General features: G+C 67.1%; 22 protein-coding genes and 1 riboswitch. Of the genes, 9 read left to right on the top strand and 13 right to left on the bottom strand.

Going from position 1 to position 24,266, the window contains the following annotated elements; translation table 11 throughout:
• Positions 1 to 66: 66 nt before the first annotated feature.
• The 3 genes from thiD to thiM all read right to left on the bottom strand — a co-directional run bounded on the left by thiD (position 67) and on the right by thiM (position 3,067).
• Positions 67 to 1,596 carry a bifunctional hydroxymethylpyrimidine kinase/phosphomethylpyrimidine kinase gene (thiD, locus tag OIU93_RS15715; RefSeq protein ID WP_264271007.1) on the bottom strand — a complete coding sequence of 510 codons (1,530 nt, stop codon included), beginning with the start codon at positions 1,594 to 1,596 and terminating at the stop codon, positions 67 to 69.
• On the bottom strand, positions 1,593 to 2,252 hold the full coding sequence (gene thiE, locus OIU93_RS15710) for a thiamine phosphate synthase (protein WP_264271006.1): 660 nt from the start codon (positions 2,250 to 2,252) through the stop codon (positions 1,593 to 1,595). The genes thiD and thiE overlap by 4 nt, the downstream gene beginning before the upstream one ends.
• Positions 2,249 to 3,067, bottom strand: coding sequence for a hydroxyethylthiazole kinase (thiM, locus tag OIU93_RS15705; protein WP_264271005.1), 819 nt, complete (start codon positions 3,065 to 3,067; stop codon positions 2,249 to 2,251). The genes thiE and thiM overlap by 4 nt, the downstream gene beginning before the upstream one ends.
• Positions 3,059 to 3,159, bottom strand: a riboswitch (TPP riboswitch). Its footprint overlaps the gene before it by 9 nt.
• A 127-nt stretch (positions 3,160 to 3,286) precedes the next feature.
• Between thiM and OIU93_RS15700 the strand changes: the two genes are divergently transcribed.
• Positions 3,287 to 4,750: an aldehyde dehydrogenase family protein gene (locus OIU93_RS15700; protein WP_264271004.1), complete on the top strand. Its 1,464-nt coding sequence runs from the start codon at positions 3,287 to 3,289 to the stop codon at positions 4,748 to 4,750.
• 188 nt (positions 4,751 to 4,938) lie between these two features.
• Here OIU93_RS15700 and pgm read toward each other — a convergent pair whose 3' ends face one another.
• Together pgm and OIU93_RS15690 are read right to left on the bottom strand one after the other, a co-directional pair.
• A complete protein-coding gene (gene pgm, locus OIU93_RS15695; protein ID WP_264271003.1) occupies positions 4,939 to 6,576 on the bottom strand; it encodes a phosphoglucomutase (alpha-D-glucose-1,6-bisphosphate-dependent) in 1,638 nt (545 codons plus the stop codon).
• A gap of 91 nt (positions 6,577 to 6,667) precedes the next feature.
• The gene (locus tag OIU93_RS15690; RefSeq protein ID WP_264271002.1) at positions 6,668 to 7,846 is read right to left on the bottom strand and encodes a M4 family metallopeptidase; all 1,179 of its coding nucleotides are present in this window, start codon (positions 7,844 to 7,846) and stop codon (positions 6,668 to 6,670) included.
• A 144-nt stretch (positions 7,847 to 7,990) separates the two neighbouring features.
• On the opposite strand from OIU93_RS15690, the gene OIU93_RS15685 reads away from it, so the two are divergent.
• The gene (locus OIU93_RS15685) at positions 7,991 to 8,524 is read left to right on the top strand and encodes a DUF4190 domain-containing protein (protein ID WP_264271001.1); all 534 of its coding nucleotides are present in this window, start codon (positions 7,991 to 7,993) and stop codon (positions 8,522 to 8,524) included.
• 110 nt (positions 8,525 to 8,634) lie between these two features.
• Here OIU93_RS15685 and OIU93_RS15680 read toward each other — a convergent pair whose 3' ends face one another.
• Positions 8,635 to 10,092, bottom strand: coding sequence for a peptide MFS transporter (locus OIU93_RS15680; RefSeq protein WP_264271000.1), 1,458 nt, complete (start codon positions 10,090 to 10,092; stop codon positions 8,635 to 8,637).
• A gap of 52 nt (positions 10,093 to 10,144) precedes the next feature.
• Positions 10,145 to 11,527, bottom strand: coding sequence for an amidase (locus tag OIU93_RS15675; protein ID WP_264270999.1), 1,383 nt, complete (start codon positions 11,525 to 11,527; stop codon positions 10,145 to 10,147).
• A 193-nt stretch (positions 11,528 to 11,720) separates the two neighbouring features.
• On the opposite strand from OIU93_RS15675, the gene OIU93_RS15670 reads away from it, so the two are divergent.
• Positions 11,721 to 12,047: a rhodanese-like domain-containing protein gene (locus tag OIU93_RS15670; protein ID WP_264270998.1), complete on the top strand. Its 327-nt coding sequence runs from the start codon at positions 11,721 to 11,723 to the stop codon at positions 12,045 to 12,047.
• Positions 12,044 to 12,973: a prephenate dehydratase gene (gene pheA, locus OIU93_RS15665; protein ID WP_264270997.1), complete on the top strand. Its 930-nt coding sequence runs from the start codon at positions 12,044 to 12,046 to the stop codon at positions 12,971 to 12,973. Before OIU93_RS15670 ends, pheA begins: the two co-directional genes overlap by 4 nt.
• A 54-nt stretch (positions 12,974 to 13,027) precedes the next feature.
• On the opposite strand, the gene OIU93_RS15660 is transcribed toward pheA, so the two are convergent.
• Positions 13,028 to 14,071 (bottom strand): diacylglycerol kinase family protein, encoded by a 1,044-nt coding sequence (locus tag OIU93_RS15660; RefSeq protein WP_264270996.1) that lies wholly within the window; start codon positions 14,069 to 14,071, stop codon positions 13,028 to 13,030.
• A 38-nt stretch (positions 14,072 to 14,109) separates the two neighbouring features.
• Between OIU93_RS15660 and serS the strand changes: the two genes are divergently transcribed.
• From serS to OIU93_RS15645, 3 genes are all read left to right on the top strand, one after another.
• Positions 14,110 to 15,396 carry a serine--tRNA ligase gene (gene serS / locus OIU93_RS15655; RefSeq protein WP_264270995.1) on the top strand — a complete coding sequence of 429 codons (1,287 nt, stop codon included), beginning with the start codon at positions 14,110 to 14,112 and terminating at the stop codon, positions 15,394 to 15,396.
• A 181-nt stretch (positions 15,397 to 15,577) separates the two neighbouring features.
• Entirely contained in the window at positions 15,578 to 16,429 is an 852-nt protein-coding gene (locus OIU93_RS15650) for an HAD family hydrolase (RefSeq protein WP_264270994.1), read from the top strand.
• 168 nt (positions 16,430 to 16,597) lie between these two features.
• The gene (locus OIU93_RS15645) at positions 16,598 to 17,029 is read left to right on the top strand and encodes a hypothetical protein (RefSeq protein ID WP_264270993.1); all 432 of its coding nucleotides are present in this window, start codon (positions 16,598 to 16,600) and stop codon (positions 17,027 to 17,029) included.
• A gap of 22 nt (positions 17,030 to 17,051) precedes the next feature.
• On the opposite strand, the gene OIU93_RS15640 is transcribed toward OIU93_RS15645, so the two are convergent.
• The 5 genes from OIU93_RS15640 to OIU93_RS15620 all read right to left on the bottom strand — a co-directional run bounded on the left by OIU93_RS15640 (position 17,052) and on the right by OIU93_RS15620 (position 21,463).
• Entirely contained in the window at positions 17,052 to 17,468 is a 417-nt protein-coding gene (locus tag OIU93_RS15640; protein WP_264270992.1) for a DUF1761 domain-containing protein, read from the bottom strand.
• Positions 17,469 to 17,588: 120 nt separating this feature from the next.
• Positions 17,589 to 18,203: a hypothetical protein gene (locus tag OIU93_RS15635; RefSeq protein ID WP_264270991.1), complete on the bottom strand. Its 615-nt coding sequence runs from the start codon at positions 18,201 to 18,203 to the stop codon at positions 17,589 to 17,591.
• Positions 18,204 to 18,293: 90 nt separating this feature from the next.
• Entirely contained in the window at positions 18,294 to 18,977 is a 684-nt protein-coding gene (locus tag OIU93_RS15630; protein WP_264270990.1) for a YitT family protein, read from the bottom strand.
• Positions 18,978 to 19,073: 96 nt separating this feature from the next.
• Complete coding sequence (locus OIU93_RS15625; protein ID WP_264270989.1) at positions 19,074 to 20,816, bottom strand: HNH endonuclease signature motif containing protein; 1,743 nt, start codon at positions 20,814 to 20,816, stop codon at positions 19,074 to 19,076.
• 161 nt (positions 20,817 to 20,977) lie between these two features.
• Positions 20,978 to 21,463, bottom strand: coding sequence for an inorganic diphosphatase (locus OIU93_RS15620; RefSeq protein WP_264270988.1), 486 nt, complete (start codon positions 21,461 to 21,463; stop codon positions 20,978 to 20,980).
• A 131-nt stretch (positions 21,464 to 21,594) separates the two neighbouring features.
• Here OIU93_RS15620 and dacB point away from each other — a divergent pair, with 131 nt between their 5' ends.
• Together dacB and OIU93_RS15610 are read left to right on the top strand one after the other, a co-directional pair.
• The gene (dacB, locus tag OIU93_RS15615) at positions 21,595 to 23,019 is read left to right on the top strand and encodes a D-alanyl-D-alanine carboxypeptidase/D-alanyl-D-alanine-endopeptidase (RefSeq protein WP_264270987.1); all 1,425 of its coding nucleotides are present in this window, start codon (positions 21,595 to 21,597) and stop codon (positions 23,017 to 23,019) included.
• A 91-nt stretch (positions 23,020 to 23,110) separates the two neighbouring features.
• The gene (locus tag OIU93_RS15610; protein WP_264270986.1) at positions 23,111 to 24,259 is read left to right on the top strand and encodes a zinc-dependent metalloprotease; all 1,149 of its coding nucleotides are present in this window, start codon (positions 23,111 to 23,113) and stop codon (positions 24,257 to 24,259) included.
• The last annotated feature ends 7 nt before the right edge of the window (positions 24,260 to 24,266 follow it).

Below are 24,266 nucleotides of genomic sequence, written 5' to 3'. Positions count from 1 at the left end.
GCGCAGGGTGGGAAAAAATGCCGGGGGGCGCGCACGCGGCGCGCAAAACCCCCGTGTGCATTTTACTCACCCCACGGGCAGTGCGACACCCGCGGTGATGGAACCCACCCCGTCCCCGGCGCCGGGCGCATCGGCGGCCGTCTGCGCGAAGAAGTCCAGCTCGTGCACGGACGAGGCCTCGAAGGCGCGCCACATGGCCGCCCGCGTGGACTCGTCGGCCCGTGCGTGAACGCCCCGGACCAGTTCGATGGCCCGCGCCGTGACGTCGTCGAACTGAACCGAGGAATAGGTGGCCAGCCAGTCCGCGTAGGGGTGTGCCGGGTGGTTGGCCGCCGCCAGCCGCTTTCCCACGTCCTGGTAGATCCAGAAGCAGGGCAGCAGCGCGGCCGCAAGCACCGGGTAGTCGTCGCTGCCGGCCCGCAGGTGGTTGAGGTACGCGGTGGTGTCGTTCGAGGGCTCCGGGACCTGATCGGCGAGCCGGCCGCGGTGCAGCGTCATTTCCTCCTCCAGGCAGCTGGCGGCGCTTCCCGCCCAGAAGCGCTGCTCCTCGGTGGTCGGGGCGAGTTCCGAGGCCCGCGACATGACCCGCGCATAGCTGCGCAGGTACAGGGCGTCTTGGCCCAGGTAGTCCTCGAAGTCGGCGGGGGCCAGCGACCCGTCCTTGAGCCGGCGGATGAACGCCAGCTCGTCGATGCCCGCGCGGATGCCGGCGATCGCTTCCCACCAGTGCGCCAGCGGGTCCCGGGCCGGTGCCGGGCGCACCCCGTCCCAGAGTGCTGCCAGGTGGTTCACCGGGCCGTGCCCGCCGCCGACCGCCAGCTCGTCCGCCCGGGCAATCGCCTCCGACAGCCAGGCCTTGGCCTGGCGCAGCGCCTGGGCCCAGTCGCCGCCGCGGGCGTAGAAGGTCGCCAGGGCGGAGGAGAGCGAGCAGCCGGTGCCGTGGGTGTTGGGGGTGGCCAGCCGCGGCGAGGCGACCTCGAAGAGCACGCCGTCGGGAGAGATGAGGGCGTCCCGGCAGGTTTCGCCTTCCAGGTGTCCGCCCTTGGCCAGCACCAGGACCTGGTACTCGGCGGCAACGGAGCGCGCCTGGGCCACCGCCTGCTCCCAGTTCCCGGCCACGGGGCCGCGCCCCAGCACGGCAAGTTCCGGGATGTTGGGGGTGATCACGTCGACGTGGGCAAAGAGGCGCCGCAGCGCGTTGGTTGCCTCTGCATCCAGCAGCGAATCCCCGCTGGTGGCGACCATGACCGGGTCCAGCACCACCGCCGGGGCATCGGAGCCCGCGGCGGTCCGGATCCCGGCCAGCCAGCCGCCGAGCTCGTCGATGACCGCCGCGTTGGCGAGCATCCCGATCTTGATCGCGTCGATGGCGATGTCCTCGGAAACCGCGCGCAGCTGCGCCAGCAGGAAGCCGGCCGGCGGCACGTGCACGGCACTGACGCCGCGGGTGTTCTGCGCGGTCAGCGCGCTGATGGCAGCCATTCCGTAGCCGCCGGCGGCGGCGATGGATTTCAGGTCTGCCTGGATCCCGGCGCCGCCGGAGGGGTCGGAGCCGGCGATGGACAGGATGTTCTTCACGGTGTTCGGGGTGCTCATGGCTTGCTGCCCTCCCAGAGGGTGCGTAGGTTCCTGGATGCTTCGCGCGGGTCATCGGCGGCGCAAATGGCGCGGACCACCGCCACGCCGGAGGCCCCGGCGCGGGCCAGCGGGGCAACATCCGCGGCGTCGATGCCGCCGATGGCGATGACCGGGAGGTCGCTAAGTCCAACGGCGCGGGCCAGGCCCGCGTGGCCCAGCGGCTCGGGGTGGTCCTTCTTGGTGGGGGTGGCGTGCACGGCGCCGACCCCCAGGTAGTCGATGGTCCCCGGGGCAAACGCGTTGAGTTGGTTCGCGGTGCGGATCTCGCCATCGCCGGCCGCGGAGAGTCCCAGCACGGAGCCGGGGCCGATGAGTTCGCGCACCAGGTTTGCCGGCAGGTCGGATTGGCCGATGTGAACCCCCTGCACGTCGGCGCCGGAGGTGCGGGCGGCCAGGAACACGTCGACGCGGTCGTTGACCAGCAGTGCCGCACGCCCGGCGGTGTGGTGGGCGCATTCCATGACGAGGTCCACGAATTCTCCGGCCGGCATGTCCTTGCAGCGCAGCTGCACCGTCGTGATGCCTCCGTCGACCGCGGCCTTCACAATGTCGACCAGCGGACGTCCGGCGGTGGAGGCCGAGTCCGCGACCAGGTACACGCCGTAGCCGCTCATGAGAGCACCGCCGCGGCGCGCAGCTCGGCGGGGGAGATGGCTGCCAGCGCGTCCAGGAAGAGCGGGGCGAAGGTGCCGGGTCCCGCCGCGTGCTCTGCGGCGCGTTCGGCGGCGGCGGAGTAGAAGGCGTGCGCGGCCACCGTGGCCACCAGCGGGTCGGGGCCGGTGGACAGGAAGGCGGCGCAGACCGCGCCCAGCGCGCACCCGCCGCCGGTGATGCGGGTCAGCAGCTCGCTGCCGCCGTGCACGTACACGATGCGCACCCCGTCGGTGACGAGGTCAGCCTCCCCGGAGACAGCCACGACAGCTCCGCTGCTCCTGGCCAGCTCCCTGGCGGCGTCGGCCGCGGCGGCAACCGAATCGGTGGACTCGACCCCGCGCCCGCCCCCCGAGACGCCGGCCAGCGCCAGGATCTCCGAGGCGTTCCCGCGGATCACGCTCGGTCCGGCGGCGGCAAGTTCGCGGGCGAGCGAGGTGCGCACGCGCAGCGACCCGATCGCCACGGGGTCCAGCACCCAGGGCGTCGAGGCGGCGCCGGCGCCGGTAACGGCCTCGCGCATGGCGGCCGCCTGCTCGGTGTTCGGGGTGCCCAGGTTCACCAGCAGGGATGCCGCCACCGCGGCAAAGTCGCCGGCCTCCCCGGGGACGTCCACCATGGCCGGGGACCCGCCGACGGCCAGCAGCACGTTGGCGGTGAAGTTGGTGACCACGGTGTTGGTCAGGCACTGGACCAGGGGCGAGGAGGCGCGCAGCGCGCCCAGGGCACCGGCGAGCTCGCCGGGTGTTACAAGTCTTGAAGGCGCCATGGATTCCATGAGCAACATCCCTCCGCTAGTACGAACTAGATCAGGTTCTACGGGTTTCATCTCAGCCGGTCGCGTGCGCGCCGACACCCCGTGTCACTATGCGTGAGCCTATCCCACCGGGCCACGGGGCGGGAAAGCCGAGTCCGCGTCCTTCCTGCGCGAGGCGCCACCCCGCAACCAGGGCGCGGCGGCCTGTTGGAGATGCCGCGCTGGTCGTAGGCTCGGGACATGGGCACATCCGACACTCCACACAAATCAGCTGCGTCTCGCGAGTCGACGGCGCTGAACGAGCTCGAGCTTCCCGAGGTGGTGCCCGAACTCCCGGAAAACATCGTGGAGATCGTCGCCTCCATGCACGACGTGGTCGCCACCGGGCTGGCCCACCCGCGCCGCTTCCGGGCCTCGCAGCTCAAGGCGCTCGAACGGATGCTGGATGCCCACGAGCAGGATTTCACCGATGCGCTGGCCGACGACCTGGGCAAGGGCACCGTCGAGGCGAAGCTGACGGAAATCGACATGGTGCGCGCGGAAATCGACCACGCGCAGCTTCACCTCTCCGAGTGGATGGAGTCCAAGGCGGTGAAGATCCCGTTGGCACTGCATCCGGCGGCAGCCAAGATCGAGCCGCAACCCCTGGGGGTGGTGCTGGTGATCGGCGCCTGGAATTATCCGCTGCAGTTGATCCTCGCCCCGCTGGTTGCCTCCATCGCGGCGGGCAACGTCACGGTGCTCAAGCCCTCGGAGCTGGCACCGGCGACCTCCGCGGTGCTGGGCAGGCTGATCCCGAAGTTCCTCGACCACCGGGCCTGCGCCGTCGTCCAAGGCGGCGCATCCACCAGCAAACACTTGCTGGAACAGCACTTTGACCACATCTTTTTCACCGGCGGTGAGCGGGTTGGCAAGATCGTGGCCCGCGCCGCCGCAGAGCACCTGACACCCGTGACACTTGAGCTGGGCGGAAAGTCCCCGGCCCTGGTGATGGACGGATCCTCCGCCACGGTGGCGCGCAGGCTTGCCTTCGGGAAGTTCATGAATTCCGGGCAGACCTGCGTGGCGCCCGACTACGTGCTGGCGGTCGGCGATGCCGCCCGGGACCTGGAAAAACAGCTGGCAAAGGCGATCACCGGGTTCTACGGGAAGAATCCGCTGTCCAGCCGCGACTACGGCCGCATCGTGAACACCGCCCACTTCGACAGGTTGGTTTCCTACCTGGACCACGGCGAGATCCTCATCGGGGGCGGGTACGATGCCGACACCCTGAAGATCGAGCCCACCGTGATGGCCAACGTGGATCCGGACTCGCCGCTGATGCGCGAGGAGATCTTTGGCCCGATACTGCCGATCATCGCGGTGGAAAGCTTCGATGCGGCCGTGCGCTTCATCAACGCACGCCCAAACCCGCTGGTCGCCTACCTCTTCAGCGAGAACCCGCGGCTGCAGTCGGCCTTCGGGGACCAGGTGCGGGCGGGGGCCATCGTGCACAATGCGCCCAATGTGCACCTCTTCGTCCCGGGTCTTCCCTTTGGCGGCGTTGGCGCATCCGGCATGGGTGCATACCACGGGCGGCATGGGTTCGAGCGGCTATCGCAGATGCGCGCGGTGATGGGCAAGACGACAGTAGTGGACACGCTCAAGGCGCTCTACCCGCCGTACACGTGGGCGAAATCCAAGCTCATCGACAGACTCATGTAAGCATTCCGCAATCCGCATATTCCCCTGTGGAAGCCGCTTTTTGGCAGAACGTCCGGAATGCCGCAGTCAACCATGTAGGCCCGCGGGGCCCTCCCGCAGGGGGCGGCTCGCAGACCTCCATCCGTGCCACGCCGTGGTGCTTTCCGGGTGGCAACGCACCGGGAACACAACGGAACCTGCGGCCCCCTCTATCCGAGCACCGCGGAGACAATGTCCTTCGCCTCGGCCTGCACCCGGGCCAGGTGCTCGTCGCCCAGGAACGACTCGGCGTAGATCTTGTACTTGTCCTCGGTGCCCGAGGGGCGCGCGGCAAACCAGGCGTTCTGCGTGGTGACCTTCAGCCCGCCGATCTTCGCCCCGTTGCCCGGCGCCTCGGTCAGCCGTGCGGTGATCTCCTCTCCCGCCAGCATCTCGGCGGCCACGTCGGTGGCCGCGAGGTTCCCCAGCCGCGCCCGCTGCTCCCTGTCGGCCGGGGCGTCGATGCGCGCATAGCTCGGGGAGCCGTGCTCGGCTGCCAGCGCGGCATAGTGCTTCGAGGGGGAAGAGCCGGTGACGGCGGTGATCTCGCTGGCCAGCAGCGCCATCAGGATTCCGTCCTTGTCGGTGGTCCAGGTGCGTCCGTCGCGGCGCAGGAAGGATGCGCCCGCGGATTCCTCGCCGCCGAACGCCCCGGAACCGTCCAGCAGCCCCGGCACGAACCACTTGAAGCCCACCGGGACCTCGACCAGGGTGCGGGCCAGTGAGGCGGCAACCCGGTCGATCATCGAGGAGGAGACCAGCGTCTTGCCGATGCCCGACTCCGCGGACCAGCCGGTGCGGTGGGTGTAGAGGTACTCGATGGCCACGGCCAGATAGTGGTTGGGGTTCATCAGCCCGGCATCGGGAGTGACAATGCCGTGGCGGTCCGCATCGGCGTCGTTGCCCGTGGCAATGTCGAAGGAGCTGCGGGCGGCGATCAGCGAGGCCATCGCATCGGCCGAGGAGCAGTCCATGCGGATCTTGCCGTCGGTGTCCAGGGACATGAAGGCAAAGCGCGGGTCCACGCCCGGGTTGACCACGGTGAGGTCCAGCTTGTGGGTTTCGGCGATCGCGCCCCAGTAGTCGACGGCGGCCCCGCCCATCGGGTCGGCGCCGATGCGGATGCCGGCATCGCGGATCGCGTCCAGGTCCAGCGCGGAGGGCAGGTCGTTGACGTAGGAGGCCATGAAGTCAAAGGAGCCGATCTTGCCGCCCAGCCGCGCGGCGCCCAGCGGGATCCGCTTGACCCCGGCCAGCTTGGCCTCCAGCAGCTCGTTGGCGCGGTTCGCGATCCACGAGGTGGCGTCGGTGTCGGCCGGCCCGCCGTGCGGCGGGTTGTACTTCAGCCCGCCGTCGGCGGGAGGGTTGTGCGAGGGGGTGATGATGATGCCGTCGGCGCGCGGAGCGGCCGGGTCGGCGTTGTGCGCCAGGATGGCGTGGCTCAGGGCCGGGGTGGGGGTCCACCCGGTGCGTGCATCGGCCAGGATCGACACGTCGTTTCCGGCCAGGACCTCGAGCACGGTGTCCTGTGCAGGATCCGAGAGCGCATGGGTGTCCTTGCCGACGAAGACTGGTCCGGTGATCCCGGCGCCGCGCCGGTATTGGACAATGGCCTGGGTGATGGCGGCGATGTGGTCCTCGTTGAAGGAACCGTTCAGCGAGGTGCCGCGGTGCCCGGAGGTGCCGAAGGCCACGCGCTGGGCGGGGTCGGAGGGATCCGGGTGGATGTCGAAGTACGCGTCGCGCACCGCTGGGAGATCGATCAGGTCTTGGGGCAGTGCCGGGGTCCCGGCGCGAGGATGGGCCATGCCCCCCAGTTTCTCATTGATTGCGTTGCCGTGGCCGAAGACGCCGCGGTGCGGGTTCATGATTTCGTGTCGGGACCCGCTGTGCGTCGGGTCATCCCTGCTCGGCATCCTTCACCCGGGGGACCACGCCGACGGTGTCCCAGGCATCGGCCAGCGCAAGCTCCACATTGGAACCGGCACCGTGGTCGCGGCGGGCTTGGAGCAGGGTCTGTTCGGCAAAGGTGCCGAAGTCCGCATCCTCAGGCAGCGCGCGCGTGGCGACCACGTTGAACCACAGGGAACCGGCGGTTTCCCAGGCGTTGCCGCCCAGGGCCGTGGCAAAGAGATAAAACGCGTGGTTGGGGATGCCCGAGTTCAGGTGCACCCCGCCGTGGTCCTCGGCGGTTTCCACGTAGCCGGACATGGTCGCCGGCTGCGGGTCCCTGCCCAGGATCGGATCGTCGTAGGCGGTTCCCGGGGCCGCCATGGAGCGCAAGCCCAGCCCCCGGACCTTGTCGGTGAACAGCCCCTCGCCGATCAGCCAGCTGGCGCTCGCCGCGTCCTGGCCGGCGGTGAACTGCTCCACGAGTGCGCCCAGGACATCGGCAATCGACTCGTTCAGCGCACCGGATTGGCCCCGGTAGGCCAGGTTGGTGGTGTGCTGCAGCAGGCCGTGCCCCAGCTCGTGGGCGATCACCGACAGGGAGGACGTCAAGGACTCGAAGATCTCCCCGTCCCCGTCGCCCATCACCATTTGGGTGCCGTCCCAGAACGCGTTGGCGTAGTGCAAGCCGTAGTGCACGGTGCCGCCCAGGCCCAGTCCTGCGCCGTCCAGCGAGTTGAGCTTGAGCATCTCGACCAGGAACGCGTGGACCGCGCCCAGCCCGTCGAAGGCGCGGTTCGCGTCCTCATCCGCCACGGGGTCCAGGCCCTCGGTGCGGGCGTCGGTGCCGGGGGTGGTTTCGGCGCCCTGTGCGTCGCAGATGGTGCGGATCAGCCGCCCGGATGGTTCTATCAGCCGATCGAGGTCGGTGGTTGTGGTGGCCCGGTCGTGCAGCAGGGCCTGGTCCAGCAACAGGGTCCGGCGTGCCCGGGTGGCGATCCGTGCACGGGTTTCGGCCCCGGGCCCTTCCGCTTCCCCGGGTTCCGGGGGCGGGGCGATGAACTCGCGCATGCCCTCGGATGCTTCCCAAGCACCGTCGCAGGCCGCCATCGACATCAGCAGGTACGGGGGTACGGCATGGTGCCGGGGGTGGGGGTCCGTATCCGGAAGGTATGTTGCCTTGTGCATGGTGCCAACCCTCCCACCGGTTCCTGAGCGGCGAATGTGAGCATGCTGTGCCGGGCAATCGTGGCTAAACTGAGGGCCAGAGACGGTGCCGGGCCGGTGCATGAAGGTGCATGGGCAGGCGGGCACAAGTGAGGAACAGGAACCATGGGGAATCCCGAGGACGCAGCGCACGATCCAGAGAACCGGCCGTCGTTTGGGGATCCCAGCGACCCGCGCTGGTCGCACAACCCGCATGCGGCTCCGCCGCGCAATCCCTATCTGGACCAGCCACTGGATGGCCCGCCGATTGGGCTGAACCGCAGTCCTGGCAATGTGGGCCAGGCGGGCCAGAACGGTAACGGGCAGCCCGGCTACACGCGGCAGGGACCTGCCCAAACGGGGTCACCGCAAGCCGGTTATCCGCAGCCCGGCTACCCGGTGCAGGCCCAGCGCCCGGCCGGCGTGTTGGCCATTGTTTCGCTGGTGACCGGAATCATCGGGTTGGTCAGCGTCGGGCTGTTCTTCTTCCCCCAACTGGCGGCGATTATCTGCGGCCACCTTGCCCTGCGCCGCGAACCGCACATGCGCGGTGTCGCCATTGCCGGCCTGGTCACAGGCTACCTGGGAGCCGCGATCTTCCTGCTGTGGATGGTCGTGCTCATCTTCCTGGGCAGCACGCTGGGGGCGTACGCCTACTAGGTCAGGATCCGCGGGCAAAAAGACAGCGGCCGCAACCGGCAAGAATGCCGGCTGCGGCCGCTCTCTGCGTTCGTGGCCCGCCCACCTCGTGGGAGCGGGATGCCGAGGGTCTAGCGGACCTCGCCCATCAGCCTCTTGAGGGCCGGGGTGGCCAGCAGCAGGCCAACGCCCAGCACGATCGCGGTTCCTCCGAGGGCAAGGAAATAAGTGATCTCGTTGCCCTCGGTGTAGAAACCGGCCAGGATGCCTGCCAGCGTGGTGCCCAGTGACACCGAGAGGAAGAACAGCGCGATCATCTGCGTGCCGAAGGCCGCCGGGGCCAGCTTGGTGGTGACGGACTGGCCGATGGGGCTCAGCAGCAACTCGGCCAGCGTGCAGAGCAGGAGGATGCCGACGAGCGCCGGCAGCGGCGTCTTCTCCAGCGAATTCATCGGGATGAAGACCAGGAACGCCAGGCCCACGAGAACCAGGGCCAGGGAGAACTTGACCACGGTTCCCGGCTGGCGGGTGCCCATCTTGGTCCACAGGGCGGCGAAGATGCCGGCCAGCACGATGATGAAGACAGGATTGATGGATTGGACCCAGGAGGCGGGCATCTCCCAGCCGAAGAGCGAGCGGTCCAGGCGTTCCTGCGAGTACACGGCGATGAACGTGAACTGCTGCTGGAACAGCGCCCAGAAGGCGGCCGAGGCGATGTATAGCGGGATGAAGGCGAGAACGTGCTTGCGCTCAACCGCGGAGACGCGCTTGGAACGCAGCATCAGGGTGAAGTAGATGACCGAAGCCAGGATGACGGCGTACGCAATGGTGCGTGCCAGGGACTCGGCGGTGACGATCTTCAACGCGAATGCCGCCACCACGACGACGACAAAGGCAAGGAAGCCGATCAGGTACTTCTTGCGCTCGTTGGCGGGCAGCGGGTTGCCGACCAGCTTGACCGAATCGGGCAGGTTCTTGCGGCCGCTGAGGTAGATCGCAACGCCAATGGCCATGCCGATGGCCGCTGCGGCGAAACCGATGTGGAAGCCCCAGCGCTGCTGCAGGAATCCGGTGAGCAGCGGGCCAAGCAGGCCGCCGATGTTCACTCCCATGTAGAAGATCGAGAACCCTGCATCGCGACGGGTGTCTTCCTTGGAGTACAGGGAACCGACCAGTGCGGTGGCGTTGGCCTTCAACCCGCCCGAGCCCACGGCAACAAGGACCAGGCCGACGGCCAGCCCGGTCGCGCCGGGAAGGGCTGCCAGCGCAATGTGTCCGCCCATGATCAGGAAGGCGGAGCAGAGCAGGACCTTTTCGGATCCCAGCAGGCGGTCCGCGAGCCAGGCGCCAAGAATGGTGCTCAGGTAGACGGCTCCGCCATACGCGCCGACCAGCGACAGCGCCAGGTCCTGGGGGATCCCGAGTCCGCCATCGGTGACGGAGAAGTACATGTAGTACGCGAGGATCGCTTGCATCCCGTAGAACGAGAATCGTTCCCACATCTCGATGCTGAACAAATTCGAAAGCGTTTTGGGGTGGCCAAAGAAACCGGTCGAGGACGGATCCTTCAGCGAGGTGGATATAGACATGTCATCAATTTTTCGCCCGTGACGCGCGTCATGCCCACTTTGTAGATCAATCTCACATTTCGGACAGTTGTTGCGCCAGGGCCAGGAGCTGGCTTTCCGACCCCGCCCGGCCAATCAGTTGCACGCCCATTGACAGGCCGTTGGCCGTCGTGAACGTGGGTACCGTGATCGCCGGAAGGCCCGAGACGTTCACCATGGATGTGTAGGGGGTGTACTGGCATTGGCGCATGTAGTCGGTGTCTGCGTCCTGCGAGGTGTAGAAGCCGATTGCCGGGGGAGTGAATGCCATGGCGGGAGTCAGCACCACGTCGTAGCGGCCCCACTGCGTGCGGAAATCCGCGGCAATCTCCGTCAGGCGCCGGGCCGCCGCCACGGAGGTCTTCAGGTCGCGGTCCGTGGCGCGTTCGCGGAACGACCGTGCCAGGGTGCCCAGTTTCGCCTCACTGCCCGCCGGGATCGGAGCCGCCGCAAGGCCGCCGGTCCACACCGTGGAAAACGTCTCGGGGTAGGCCGCATCGTAGAAGATCTCGGCTTCCTCAAGATGGTGGCCCCGGGCGCCGAGCACCCTGATCCCATGGTTGAGCGCCGCGTGGGCGTCGGGAGCGAGCTTGATTTCGTACGCCGAGGCAAAGGGGCTGTCGGTGCTGACCCCGATCCGCAGGCCGCGCAGGGCATCGACGGCACCGTCTCGCAGGGCCTCCAGATAAGTTTCGCGCGTGGGGTCGACCATGGCATCCATGAGCAGTGCCGCATCCAGGGCGGTGCGGGCCAAGGGTCCGGAAACGGTGAGCCGAGGTGCACCGAAGGCGTCGAGGGTGCCGTCCAGGACGTCGCTGGGGATGGTGCCCATGCCGGGCTTCAGCCCAATCAGGGCGCAGGCCGAGGCCGGAATGCGGACCGAGCCCCCGCCGTCGCTGCCCGGACCAAAGGGCAGCATCCCTGCCGCCACGGCCGCCGCTTCTCCGCCGCTGGAACCACCGGCGGACAATGCCGGGTTCATCGGGTTCCGGGCAGGCGGCGCCACATCGTTTTCCGAATGGCAGCTCAACCCGAACTCGGGCACCTGGGTCTTGCCCAGCGAAATTGCGCCAGCCCGAGACAGCGTGGCCACCAGGGGCGAGTCCTTTGCGGCAACGGCGGGGCCGAATGCGGCGGTTCCGAAGCCGGTCGGCACGCCCGCCACGTCCAGCAGGTCCTTGTAGGCCAGCGGCATCCCGTTGAGCATCCCCACGGGCTCCCCGGCGGCATAGAGCGCATCGGAGTTAGCGGCCGCGGTCATTGCCTGCTCCCCGGTGACGGTGACGAACGATCCCAGGACGGGGTTGAGTTCCTCGATCCGCCCCAGATAGTGCCCGACCGCATCGCGTGCAGACAGATCCCCGCGGCGCAGCGCATCGCGAAGTTCCAACGCGGTCATTTCGGCAATCTCGGACATCAACGACTCCTTCTGTGGTGATGGAGCGCCAACGCCTTCCGGCAGCGGTCCCCACCACCGATCGTAGTACGGCTCGATGCCCGCCAACGCGGGTGCGGTGCGGCGCAACATCCGCTTCACCGAATCCGTGGCCCATCACGCCCGGGCGCTAGGCTGTTGGGCAACACAACAACTGGTGAGCCAAAGGAGAGTCATGAGTGATTTTGAAACGGTATCGGTCGATCAGGTTCCCGCCGACGCGTTGATCCTTGACGTCCGCGAAGAGTACGAATGGGTCGAGGGACACGCCACGGGCGCCGTTCACATCCCGCTCGCCGACCTGCCGCTGCGCCTCGAGGAACTTGACCCGGACACCGACGCCTACATCATTTGCCGCACCGGCGGCCGTTCGGCACAGGCCGCGGCGTGGCTGGTCTCCCAGGGATACTGCGCCTTCAACATTGCCGGCGGTTCAGGTGCCTGGCTCGATGCCGGGCTGCCTCTGGAGAGCGAAAACGGGCAGGAGCCCACCGTCCGATGATCTACACCTATTTGGGTCCTGCGGGAACCTTCACCGAGGCCGCCCTGCTGCAGGTTCCCGGTGCCCGGGACGCCGAACGCATCCCGTCGGCCAACGTCAACGCGGCACTTGACAAGGTCCGCAGCGGGGAAGCCGACGCGGCCATGGTGCCCATCGAGAACTCGGTGGAGGGCGGGGTGTCCGCCACGCTGGATGCCATAGCCACGGGGGAGGCCCTGCAGATCATGCGCGAGGCCCTGGTGACCATCAGCTTCGTGCTGGCGGTGCGCCAAAACATCGATTCCCTCGAGCAGATCCGCTCCGTTTCCACGCACGGCCATGCCTGGGCACAATGCCGCGGCTGGGCCGAAGCGAATATTCCCGGAGCGGAATTCGTTCCCGCCTCCTCCACGGCAGCAGGTGCGCTCGCACTGCTGGACGATGAAACCGGACACGATGCGGCGATCTGCTCGCCCCTGGTGGCCCGGGAACGCGGACTGAAGATCCTGCGCGAAGGCATCGAAGACTACCAGGGAGCCGTCACCCGGTTCGTCCTGGTCGCCCGCCCGGGGCCGATCCCGGCGCCGACCGGAGTGGACAAGAGCACCGTCATCTTGCCGCTGGCCGAGGACCGGCCCGGCGCCCTCATGGACATCCTGGAACAGTTCGTGGTGCGCGGAGTCAACCTCAGCCGCATCGAGTCCCGACCCACGGGTGAGGGCATGGGAAAGTATTTCTTCTCCGTGGACGTCGACGGGCATCTGGCGCAGGAACGCGTTGCCGACGCACTGGCCGGCCTGCACCGGGTCTGCCCGGACCTGCGGTTCCTGGGTTCATACCCGGCGGCCGAAGGGCTCTCCTCTTCGGTGGATGCGCACAACTCCGACAACGCGTTTTCCAAGGCGCACGCGTGGGTTCACGGCCTCAAAACGCGTCTGGCCACCTAGGTTCGAGGATTTCCGGCGCGGGCGATGCCCGCCCCGGAAACCTTGGGCGGATCGCTAGCCCAAGCGCATCTTCAGCGACGCGGGTTTCACCTTGACTTCGAGCCCGGTCACCAGCCCCGTCGCGTCACCGTCGATCTGGGTGTTCATGGGCTCGTGGCAACGGACGTTAAGCGTTGCGGTCGGATAGAAGCCCATCACCGGGATTGCACCGCGGGCACGGAATGCCGTCTTGAGGAAAATCCAGCCCCACCCGGCGGCGCTGCGTGGGCTGAGAACGACCACGTCCAAGACGCCGTCGTCGATCTTTGCCTCCGGAACCAGGTCCAGGCCCTGCAGCTTCCCGCAATTGGCAAAGAGCACCGAACGAACGCTGCGGGTTTGCTCGGACCCACCGTCCAGGGCGATGGAGATCTTTTTGCGCTTGCCCGGGAGGTGCCGGAAACCGGCCTCCGAATAGGCCAGCCAGCCAACCTTGGCCTTGAGTTCCTCGTTGGTGTCGTCCATGACATCGGCATCCGTGCCAACGCCCGCGATCACCAGGAATGCATGCTCGCTGGCGCTTCCGTCGAGGTGGTTCAAGGTGATCGATCCGGTGTCAATGGTGCGCACGGGTCCCCGAACGGCCCCGAACGCCGCGGTGTCAATGTCCTCGAGCGGCACGTCCACGTTGCGGGCCAGCAGGTTCCCCGTCCCCAGCGGAATCAACCCGAGGGTGGCATCGGTGTCACGAAGGACCTCGGCCACGGCGCGGACGGTGCCGTCGCCTCCTGCCGCAATGACAACGTCACAGCCGGCTTCCAGGGCCTCTCGGGCGGCGCCCTGTCCCGGGTCGTCAACCGTGGTCTCATAGACCAAGGGATCCACGAGGCCAGCCTCGGCACACACATGATGCACGGCGGCTATCGCTTCGTCCATTCCCAGCTTGCTTGGATTCACCACCAGCGCAACCTTGAGTGCGGACGTGGCGATGCCCGCGACGGGGGCCAGGGATGCCGGCCGATTCCGGTCCACGAGCCGGCGCACGGAGAGCCAACTAATTGTTGCCGCCGTGCCCGCGGCACCCGCGCTGATCAGGGCAAAGAGTCGATTACGTTGCATAGTCTCCCCAGACTAACGGGGATTGCTAGGCTTAGGACGTGATCGACGTAAAAGTACTCAGTGAAAATCCAGATACCTTCCGCGCATCGCAGCGCGCCCGCGGGGCGGATGAGTCCCTGATTGATGCGATTTTGGCCGCAGATACAGCGCGCCGCGAGTCGATTGCATCCTTTGAGGCGCTGCGTGCCCAACAGAATGCCTTCAGCAAGAGGGTCGGCGCGGCCAAGGGCGAAGAAAAGCAGGCGCTGCTGGCCGAGGTCAAGGACCTGGCCAGGAACGTCAAGGAGGCACAGGCCGCCTCGGACGCCGCCGCAGAGACCTACACGAAGCTGCAGCGCTCCATCCCCAACCTGATCCTGGACGGCGTGCCCTCCGGCGGCGAGGACGACTTCACCGTCGTCAAGCACGTGGGAACACCCCGCGACTTCGCCGCCGAGGGCTTTGAGCCACGCGACCACCTCGAGCTCGGCGAGCTGCTCGGTGCCATCGACATGGAACGCGGCGCGAAGGTCTCCGGTTCCCGTTTCTATTTCCTCAAGGGCATTGGTGCCCGCCTGGAAATCGCACTGATGAACATGGCCCTGGACCAGGCCGTGCAGAACGGCTTCATCCCCATGATCACCCCGACGTTGGTGCGCCCTGAAACCATGCAGGGCACCGGCTTCGACGTCGAGCACGACGACGAGATCTACAAGCTCGAGCGCGACGACCTGTACCTGGTGGGCACCTCCGAGGTCGCCCTGGCCGGGTACCACGCCAACGAGATCCTCGACCTGTCGGACGGTCCGACGCGCTATGCAGGTTGGTCCTCCTGCTACCGCCGCGAGGCGGGCTCGGCGGGCAAGGACACCCGCGGCATCATTCGCGTCCACCAGTTCAACAAGCTGGAAATGTTTGTCTACTGCTCCCCGGAGCAGTCCGAGGCCGAGCACGCCAAGCTGCTGGCCTGGGAAGAGGAAATGCTCGCCAAGGTCGAGCTGCCTTATCGCGTCATCGATACCGCGGCCGGGGACCTGGGCATGAGCGCTGCACGGAAGTTCGACTGCGAGGCATGGGTCCCGACCCAGGACGCCTACCGCGAGCTGACCTCCACCTCCAACTGCACCACCTTCCAGGCCCGCCGCCTGAACATCCGCGAACGCGAAATTGGCGCCGACGGCAAGCCGGGCAAGACCCGTGCTGTGTCGACGCTCAACGGCACCCTGGCGACCACCCGATGGATCGTGGCCATCCTTGAGCACCACCAGAACGCCGACGGCTCGGTCAACGTGCCGGTGGCGCTTCGCCCGTACCTGGGCGGAATGGAAGTTCTTCCTCTCCTGTAAGCCAAGGAACGAAGGCGCGAACCCTCCCGTTGGGAGGAGGCACATGCCTCCTCCCAACGGCCGTTAACCACCGGAAACGCTGGCAGGGAACCCGGCGGTTCGGAAGACATTCATGCATCGTTCACGACACATTGTGGGCTGGCTCATCCCCAGGAAGTGATTTTGATGCTTCACTGGATAAATGACAGTTATGACAAGAACCGGCATCGAAGACCGGTCAGAAGCAACCGAAACCTACATGATCTGCCTTGATGTCGACGGCACCCTCGTCAACCACGTCGGGGAGATGAGCCCGGCGGTCAAGGATTCGGCCCGCGCCATCGTCGCGGCCGGACACGAGGTCGTCATTTCCACGGGGCGCTCCCTCGGCGCAACACTTCCGGTCATTCAAATGCTCGGCATCGAGAACGGTTATGCCGTCTGCTGCAACGGCGGCGTCACTGTGCGCATCGACACCACCCTGGAAGACGGCTACGAAATCATCGAACGCAAGACCTTCGACCCGGCTCCCGCATTGCGTGCACTGCTCAAGGCGCTGCCCACAGCGAAGTACGCACTAGAAGACGACAAGGGGCAGTTCCTTTCCACAGAGCGCTTCGAGGATGCCAGCTTTGGCGTCGTCGCAACCCCGGTGACGCTGGACAAGATGCTTGAAGCCACGGCCGTTCGTCTGGTGGTCTTCTCCACCGACGCCACCGCCGAGGAATTCGGCGATGCAGTCGGCACGCTCGGACTTTCAGGAGTCACCTATTCGGTGGGCTGGACGGCGTGGCTGGACATCGCCGCCGAGGGCGTCACCAAGGCCAGTGGCCTCGAGGCGCTGCGCATGGCGCGCGGGTTCGACATCGAGCGGACCATTGCCGTGGGCGATGGCCGCAACGACATCGAGATGCTGTCGTGGGCAGGTCGGGGCGTGGCCATGGGCCAGGCCCCAGACGAAGTCAAGGCCGTGGCAGACGAAATCGCAGCCGGCGTGGACGATGACGGACTGGCGAAGGTCCTGCAGGATTTCCTGATGCCCAAGGCAGCCTGAGGTCTCGGCTGAGACCCAGGACGTCCGCCATGGCACCTTGCCGTGGCGGACGTTCAACTTAAGCCGCCTTAGGTTCCGGAGCAATCACATGGATTCCCCTGGCCGTTCCCTGGTGCAGGTGATGGGCCGCTGGCACGTGCATCCGATTCACTGGCTATGCTTAAACCCATGAAACGCGCCGGAATCCTTGCCCTGTCCCTGTTCGGTGCCGGGGTTTTGGTGACAGGATGCACTTCTCCCGACGCCATCTGCAACACCGGAAAACCCGACATTGAACAGGCCATGGACCATCTGGTGGACTCGACCCTTGCAGGGGACCAAATCGAGGCGTGCAGGGTGACCACCACGGGCGGGACCGATACCGTCGGCGAACAATTCGACAGGCTGGGCGCAGAGTTCGAGCGGCTCGGCGTTGCCGCCGGCTATAGCGTGGAACCCGTGTCGAATTCGACCATGGGTCACTGGTCCCAACTGACCCTGAGTACCCCGAGCCACCCCGAGGGCGAGCGTTTTGACGTGTTCGAGCGCGGCGGAAACTACACGATCGGATGGCTCGAATTCGAGCAGGAACCGCTGCCCTCGCCGACCCCGAGTAAGTAATCCCGCGGGCTACGGCTTCCGATCAGACGCCGAATAGCCCGATGATCAAGCCCATCACCATGAACGTCACCAGCTCGTGGAGGCAGTTCAGCGCGGTGAGTCCCACGGGTCGGCCCTCGAAGGCATCATGGGTGATGAAACGCGTCGCTGTGAAGCCGCCCCACAGGATCAATGCAGTCAACAGGGCGTTGGTGAGGTAGGAACCGCCGTAGAAGTCGAAGGACAGATACGTGGCACCGGCCAGGACCCAGGCGCTGATGAAGCTGACGATGAGAGTCACCACGATCGGGATAACGGCGCCCTTGGCCTCACCCGGGGTTACCTTGGCCGCCTTCATCCAGTAATTCCCGAACACCTTCGGGGTGTACCAGATGCTGCCAACCACCATGGTCGAAAGTGTGGCAAGAACTACGGCAATCCAATTGATTTCGGGAACCATCGTTTGCTCCTCATGTCATCGTGCGGGGCGGAATCCCTCCCCTCGTATGGGACATCAATATCGCCGATACTACGTCCAAAACCGCAGGGTGACTAGGGAACTGGAAAAACCTGACATCGTCTAGAGGTCGGCGGCCGCGTGGGGCGAATCAAGCCAGCGCAACAGCCTGGCGGCCGCCGGGCGCGCCGCCCATTCCTCGACCCATGCGGATCGGACCACGGCCTTGGAGACTGCTTGGGCGGTGATGCCCAGCTCCGTCGCGACATGTTTTTGCTGGCCGCGAGCCCCTGGGGTCAGCAAATCGAGCACCGCCCACTCGGCACTGCTGCGGGTGCTGACAATCTGTCCGAGCAGGCGCAGCACCGCCTCGGCTTCGGCGGCGACGGAAGCCTCGGGGCCAACGACACTCAGCGGTACCCGTTCCCCGGTGTGTCCGGAACGCTCGACGGCGGTGTGGGCGTAGCCCAGCGCTGTGCCCTGGAGGTATTGCGCCTCGCGCGGCACCGGTTCGTACAGGCTGCCGACGCCAAGGCCGACCAGCCATTGGTTGCTGCGCAGCGCGCGAAGAGCCGCCTCGACGGCGTCTTCGGCGCGTTCGGGGACGCCGACGAGCAGGGACGGCCCGGAGCGCTGGAACGGGGCCAATGTGGCAATTCCGGCCAGGGTGCGGAGCATTTCATCGGTGAGATCGCCGTCGGAACGCCGGTCACGTTGTCTGAGGGTTACGAGGTACACAGTCCCAATTATGCAGCGAAACGCCGACTCCGTCCGGATAAACGCCGGTGAGAGTGCCCTGGCCAGGTGACCGCCGGGTCGCCTGGGAGCCTAGGGTGTGGCCGCGGGGGCTTGGGCGGTGGTCCTTGCGGGCAGCAGCTCGATGATGCAAAAGCGCAGGAAAAATTGGGTAACCGGGCCGATGGCGAGCGCGTACAGGATGGTGCCGAAACCGACGATCCCGCCCAGGAACCAGCCGATGACCAGCACAGTAAACTCGACGCCGGTGCGCGCCAACCGCAGGCTGACTCCGGTGCGCGCATGCAGCCCGGTCATCAATCCGTCACGCGGGCCAGGGCCAAGCTGGCTGCCGATGTACATCCCTCCGCCGAGTCCGTTCACCAGCAGTGACCCGGCAAAGAGGGCCAGCTGTGCGGGCAGGCCGTGGACTTCGGGAAGGAGCGCCAGCCCAATGTCTGCCGAAACGCCGATCCAGACGACGTTGGCAATGGTGCCCAGGCCAGGCATCTGCCGCAAGGGGATCCACAGCAACAGCACCAGGAATCCGAAGACGATCACCACGGTCCCCAGGCTGAGTCCGGTGTGCAGGGTGACGCCGTAGTGGAGCACGTCCCATGGGGCCAAGCCGAGCCCCGACCGGACGAACCCGGCCATGGCTGCGCCAAAGAGTGTCAAGCCCGCGAACAGCTGAACCAGGCGCAACGGGAGCCGTCCGGCGCGTAATTGTTCGATGGGGGTTAGCTGGGCTAGTTCACGTGGTGCGGCCTTGGTCATGCCATCAGCATCTCCCACAATCCGTGCCCGAAAAAATCCTTCGTCATGGTGTGGGCCCTGGCCCCGGGAACCGGGGGGGGTGCCGGATGTCCGTCCCTAGAAGAGAGCGGCCTGGTTCTGCGGCCAATAGGTGTTGCGACGCGGTAGCTGTTCGGGGTCGAGGTGCTGGGGCAATAAGACGTGCGGGATGCCGTTGTGGATGACTAGTTCGAGCAGTCCGTTGTCGGCCATGTGGTGGTGGCTTGTGCAGCCGGGGGTGAATTTGTGGACGCTCGTGTGCCCGCCTTGGGCAAAACCGTCGATGTGGCACATTTCCAGGTGTTCGGGCGGGACGGTGCAGCCGGGGTAGAAGCATCCGCCGTCGCGGGCCAGCACGGCCCGTCTGATGTGGTCCGGGGCGAAGCGCATTTCCTGGCCGACGTCGAGGATTTCCCCTTGGCCGCCCAGGACCAGCGGAATCGTTCCGTCGGTGGCCAGTCGTCTTCGGATTTCGCTGATCGGGATTTCGAGTCCGTGGGCGCTCCAGCCGTTGCCCGTGGCTAGCCCGAGGAGGGTGTCGAGGCGGCAGTGGATGATCAGTTGGGCGGTGGGCAGCCCGGTGGCTCCCTTGCCCGGAGGTTTGGTTGGTGCGCGCATGAGGTTCAGCACGGTTTGCAGGTGGCGTTGGGGAGGGGTTAGCCCGTCCTGGCCGGGAAAGAGGCTATTGGGGGAGTCTGCGAGGTTCGGATCGAAACCCGGCGGCGATCCGGAGCCGGTTGCCGGGCCGTCGAGGGTTTCGACGGCGACTCCCTCGGGACGGGTGAACCAGTCAGGGCCATCAGTGGCTCCGGAGGTGCCTTCCGCGGTGCCCTTGTCAGCGGAATCAGGGGTAGCAGATGCACCGCCTGCAGCGGCGGCGGGGTTCATTCCGGTGGCTGCGGCCGCCAGGGCGTCACGGTTGCCGGCCAGCGTGCGGGGATTGTCGGAGGCCGCGAAATGGGAAAGGAAGACTTCGGCGTCGGTGTTGAGCAGGCACAGGGACATATACGTGAAGTGGCGGGTGCGTTTGGTGATGAAGATGCCGGTTTTCGCCTGGATTTCCTGCGGGGTGGGCAGCTGGTCGGCGGAGGTGGCGTTCTCGAGTTCATCGGACAGGGCAGTGAAGAGACGCCGGGTGTCCTGGGGGATGCCGGCGGCCACGGAGCCGGCGACCCTTTCCTCGATCCTCTCGGCGAGCCGGTGCGGCGCGGGTTGGGCGGCGATGGCCGGTGCAAGGGCATCGAGATTGCGTGCTGCGGCGGCCGTGGCGCCCAGGCACGCGGTTCCGGCGTGGAGCTGTTCGGCGAGCTTCGGGTAGCGCGGTGCGCACTGGTTGCCGTGGACATCGGCGTGCGGGAGCAGGGCGTTTGCGGCGTGGAGCCGGTTCCGGGCGGCGAAGCGGGGCAGGTGCAGTGAATGCTGCAGGAAATCGCAGGTGTCCTTGAACGGCATGATCCCGGTTGGGACGGTGGCCGGGTCCGGGGGCAGGGCCCGCTCCCCGCGGATGAACGCTGCGGGATCCGCCGCGGTGGCACGCGCCCATTCAAGGTTTTCAGCGGGCAGGTCTTGTACGAGGGTGCGTTGGGCGGTATGTGCAGCCCGGATCTGCGCGATTTCGGCCTGGCGGTGGGTGCGCTCGACGTCGTGGGCAAAAAGGGCGGCCTCGGTGGGGGAGGAGATCTCCGTGGCCAGTTCGGCGGCAAGTTCCGCGAGTCGCAGGGACAGCGCGGAAAACAGGCGCAGCTTCCGGGCCGGCGGCACTCGGTGTCCCGGATCGCCACCATCGCCGGTGAGGGCCTCAATGAGCCGCCGCGTGTCCATGTTCTCCAGTGTGCGACGCCGGGGCCGTGGCGGGGCAAGGGTGCGCGGGGATGTGGACAACCGCACAGGCACCGCAGGAAACAACGCGGGGCCGGGTCCGGAGATCGCGCCGGTGGCGCAGCCTTCGGACCCGGCCCCGCGGGTGTGGTGTGGTGGAGCGGTTAGGCCTGGGCCTTGTAACGCTCGATCGAGCGTTCCAGCTCGGCTTCGGCCTCGGCGCGGCCCATCCAGCCCTCGGCCTTGACCCACTTGCCCGGCTCCAGGTCCTTGTAGCGCAGGAAGAAGTGCTCGATTTCCTTGACGAGCCACCCGTCGAGGTCCTCGAATTCCTGGATGTGGTCAAAGCGCTTGTCCGCCGGAACACACACGAGCTTGGCGTCTCCGCCGCCGTCGTCGGTCATGTTGAACACGGCGATCGGGCGGGACTCCACCACGACGCCCGGGAAAAGGTCGACGCCCGGGATGAAGACCAGTGCGTCCAACGGATCGCCGTCTTCGCCCAGCGTGTCATCGAAGAAGCCGTAGTGCGTCGGGTACTGCATGGACGTGAACAACACGCGGTCCAGGCGCAGGCGGTGCGTCTCGTGGTCGATCTCGTACTTCACGCGCGATCCGGCGGGGATCTCGATGGTGACGTCGTGGCTCATAAAAAGTCTCCTCGACTCTCGTGACCAGCGGCATGTGCGGACGCGGGCGCGTCCGATTGCCGTCTAGTCTTAGGTAGCTGCGCTTAAGGGTATATGGCGCACGCAGACTACGACGATTTCGGGGATGTTGAATGAAGCATGCGAGCCAAATCCAGCGTCTGGGCATCACCTCGATCGTTGCCGGCGTGCTGCTGGGGCTGCTGGCGTTCTACCTCATCCCTGTCATGGCCTCGGGTGCCGCGTCGAAGCCGTCCGCCGCGCAGCCGGTGGCCCCGGACCTAGCCGCCGTCGGCGCCCTGGCTCTGCCGCCGCTTGATCCCACGGCCCCTGCACCCGTTGCCGGAGCGCTTGCCGCGACACTGGATCCGATCCTGTCTTCTTCCCCGGCCGACGTCTCGGTCAGCGCCGGCGTCCTCGACGTGGCAAGCGGCGAGGAACTGTATTCGCTTTCCGGCAACCAGCCGGGCATCCCGGCCTCGAGCCTGAAGGTGTTCACGGCCATCGCCGCCACCCACGTCTTCGGCGAGGGCCATCGTTTCACCACCAAGGCCGTGCTCAAGGACCCGGACACCGTCGTGCTGGTGGGCGACGGAGACGTGCTGCTGGGATCCGGCACTGGCTCGGCGTCCATCAGCGGCAGGGCAGGTCTCGAAACCCTCGCAAAGCGGGTCGCGACCTCGCTGCGCCAGGCCCACGCGGCCGGGGAAACCGGGGATGCCTTGTCCGTCGAGCTCGACGACTCGCTCTTTGCCGGCCCCTCGCTGAACCCCGACTGGGACGCATCGCTGGTCAGCACCAACAACATCGCGCCGCTTTCCCCCGTCGCCATGTACGGGGCGCGCGCCAATGCCAATCCGAAGGCGGAACGGGTGGGCGACCCGGGCATGGATGCGGCGAGGACCTTTGCCAAGGCATTGCGCGCGGCAATGGGCGCGGCGGACGGAGGCCCGCAGGTCGCCACCGAGGTCACGCGCGCCGACCCCGGGGTCCAGGGCACCGAGCTGGCCGCCGTCAGCTCCGCCACGCTGGGTGAACAAACCAGGTTCATGCTGGAGGTCTCGGACAACTACGTGGCCGAGGCGCTCGGCCGCCTCGTCGCGGTGGAGCTGGGGCAGACCGGCGACTACGCGCACGGCGCCGCCGCGGTGACGCAGGTGATCGCGGACCTGGGCATCGACACCACGGGGATTGAGCTGAGGGACACCTCCGGGCTGGCCAACACCAACCGCGTAGCACCCCTGGCCCTGGCCCGGGCACTGGCGTATGCGGCCACCTCCGAACATGCGTCGCTGCGCAACCTCAGCTACGGCCTGCCGGTTGCAGGCGCCACCGGGACCCTGTCCACCCGGCTGGGTGCCGCGCAGACGCGCGGGCTGGTGCGCGCCAAGACCGGGTCGCTCATGGAGGTCTCCAGCCTCAGCGGGCTCACCGTGACCCGGGACGGCCGCTTGCTGGCCTTCTCGTTCTTCGTGAACACCAGCGACCGGTCCATCGGGCCAAACCGGGCAACGCTCGATGCCGCGGCCGCGGCGCTCACCGGCTGCGGATGCCGCTAGTCCCGCCGGCCGGGCCGCCGGGCGGGCACAAGTTTTTTGGCCCAGCGCGCAATCACGCCGTGCGGGACAAAAGCGTGATGGGATGGAAGGCATGGACACCACCGAATTCCGGCTGATCAATTGGGACCTCGCCGCCGGCACAGCGGCCAAGCTGGTCGGTGCGGGCCCGAGCCTCACCGGCACCGAGATTGCGGCAGTGGTCGCCGACCTGCGAGCCAAGGCCGACGAATCGGTCGAACACGTGCACCGCATCACCGGGCTGGAGGCGGCTGCGGACCTGCGCGACTCGCAGGTGCTCATCGTCGATCGGCCCGGCTGGGCCAAGGCGAACACCCAAAGTTTCGAGGCGATGCTGGGACCCGCCATGGAACACCTGGCCGCCACCCGCGGCGAAAAGATCAGCGAAGCCGCACAGGTGCTTTCCTCCACGGCCACCGGCGTGGAAATGGGCGCCATCCTGGCCTTCATGTCCTCCAAGGTGCTGGGCCAGTACGACCCCTTCGCGGGCCTGCTGCGCGCGGACCTGCCCTCCGGCGGCCGGCTGATGCTCGTGGCGCCGAACATCGTGGCCATCGAGCGGGAACTGAAGGTCGACACCGACGACTTCCGGCTCTGGGTCACCCTGCACGAGCAGACCCACCGGGTGCAGTTCGCCGCAGCCCCCTGGCTGCGCGAGCACCTGCAGTCAAAGATCGCGGAGCTGTTGGCCTCGCTGCTGGCAGAACCCGAGGCCCTGGGTGAGCGGCTGCGTGCCGCCGCGTCCGAGGTCATCCGCGGCAAGAAGGACCTGGAAGCAGCGGACGCCGGCCGACCCTCAAGCGGGGACACCGGGCTGCTGGCGGGCCTGCGCACCGGCGAGCAGAAGGCGATCCTCTCGCACATCACCGCGGTGATGTCGCTGCTGGAGGGACACGCCAACGTGGTGATGGACGCCGTGGACTCCTCGATCGTGCCCTCGGTGCGCACCATCCGCCAGCGTTTCGGCGCCCGCGGCAAGGACCGCGGCATGGTGGAGAAGTGGCTGCGCAAGCTGCTGGGCCTGGATGCGAAGATGCGCCAATATGCCGACGGGCAGCGCTTCGTCTCCCGTGCCGTGAAGCTCATGGGCATGGAGGGCTTCAACCGGGTCTGGGAGGGTCCGGAGAACCTGCCCACCGAACACGAACTGCACCACCCCGCCGCGTGGGTGGCGCGCATGGGCGGATCACCTGCCGGGGACCAGACCCCGGCAGGCAACTAGCGGCAAG

Origin of the sequence: Paeniglutamicibacter sp. ZC-3 (assembly GCF_025847175.2) — a bacterium.
In the GTDB taxonomy this organism is placed as follows: domain Bacteria; phylum Actinomycetota; class Actinomycetes; order Actinomycetales; family Micrococcaceae; genus Paeniglutamicibacter; species Paeniglutamicibacter sulfureus.
Note: the sequence above shows the minus strand (reverse complement) of the source record. Positions and strands in the feature narration are given on the sequence as shown.

Bases quoted from the DNA above. Each gene is read 5' to 3' on its own strand.
- thiD (WP_264271007.1), bottom strand. From the start codon at position 1,596: ATGAGCACCCCGAACACCGTGAAGAACATCCTGTCCATCGCCGGCTCC.
- thiE (WP_264271006.1), bottom strand. From the start codon at position 2,252: ATGAGCGGCTACGGCGTGTACCTGGTCGCGGACTCGGCCTCCACCGCC.
- thiM (WP_264271005.1), bottom strand. From the start codon at position 3,067: ATGGAATCCATGGCGCCTTCAAGACTTGTAACACCCGGCGAGCTCGCC.
- OIU93_RS15700 (WP_264271004.1), top strand. From the start codon at position 3,287: ATGGGCACATCCGACACTCCACACAAATCAGCTGCGTCTCGCGAGTCG.
- pgm (WP_264271003.1), bottom strand. From the start codon at position 6,576: ATGGCCCATCCTCGCGCCGGGACCCCGGCACTGCCCCAAGACCTGATC.
- OIU93_RS15690 (WP_264271002.1), bottom strand. From the start codon at position 7,846: ATGCACAAGGCAACATACCTTCCGGATACGGACCCCCACCCCCGGCAC.
- OIU93_RS15685 (WP_264271001.1), top strand. From the start codon at position 7,991: ATGGGGAATCCCGAGGACGCAGCGCACGATCCAGAGAACCGGCCGTCG.
- OIU93_RS15680 (WP_264271000.1), bottom strand. From the start codon at position 10,092: ATGTCTATATCCACCTCGCTGAAGGATCCGTCCTCGACCGGTTTCTTT.
- OIU93_RS15675 (WP_264270999.1), bottom strand. From the start codon at position 11,527: ATGTCCGAGATTGCCGAAATGACCGCGTTGGAACTTCGCGATGCGCTG.
- OIU93_RS15670 (WP_264270998.1), top strand. From the start codon at position 11,721: ATGAGTGATTTTGAAACGGTATCGGTCGATCAGGTTCCCGCCGACGCG.
- pheA (WP_264270997.1), top strand. From the start codon at position 12,044: ATGATCTACACCTATTTGGGTCCTGCGGGAACCTTCACCGAGGCCGCC.
- OIU93_RS15660 (WP_264270996.1), bottom strand. From the start codon at position 14,071: ATGCAACGTAATCGACTCTTTGCCCTGATCAGCGCGGGTGCCGCGGGC.
- OIU93_RS15650 (WP_264270994.1), top strand. From the start codon at position 15,578: ATGACAGTTATGACAAGAACCGGCATCGAAGACCGGTCAGAAGCAACC.
- OIU93_RS15645 (WP_264270993.1), top strand. From the start codon at position 16,598: ATGAAACGCGCCGGAATCCTTGCCCTGTCCCTGTTCGGTGCCGGGGTT.
- OIU93_RS15640 (WP_264270992.1), bottom strand. From the start codon at position 17,468: ATGGTTCCCGAAATCAATTGGATTGCCGTAGTTCTTGCCACACTTTCG.
- OIU93_RS15630 (WP_264270990.1), bottom strand. From the start codon at position 18,977: ATGACCAAGGCCGCACCACGTGAACTAGCCCAGCTAACCCCCATCGAA.
- OIU93_RS15625 (WP_264270989.1), bottom strand. From the start codon at position 20,816: ATGGACACGCGGCGGCTCATTGAGGCCCTCACCGGCGATGGTGGCGAT.
- OIU93_RS15620 (WP_264270988.1), bottom strand. From the start codon at position 21,463: ATGAGCCACGACGTCACCATCGAGATCCCCGCCGGATCGCGCGTGAAG.
- dacB (WP_264270987.1), top strand. From the start codon at position 21,595: ATGAAGCATGCGAGCCAAATCCAGCGTCTGGGCATCACCTCGATCGTT.
- OIU93_RS15610 (WP_264270986.1), top strand. From the start codon at position 23,111: ATGGACACCACCGAATTCCGGCTGATCAATTGGGACCTCGCCGCCGGC.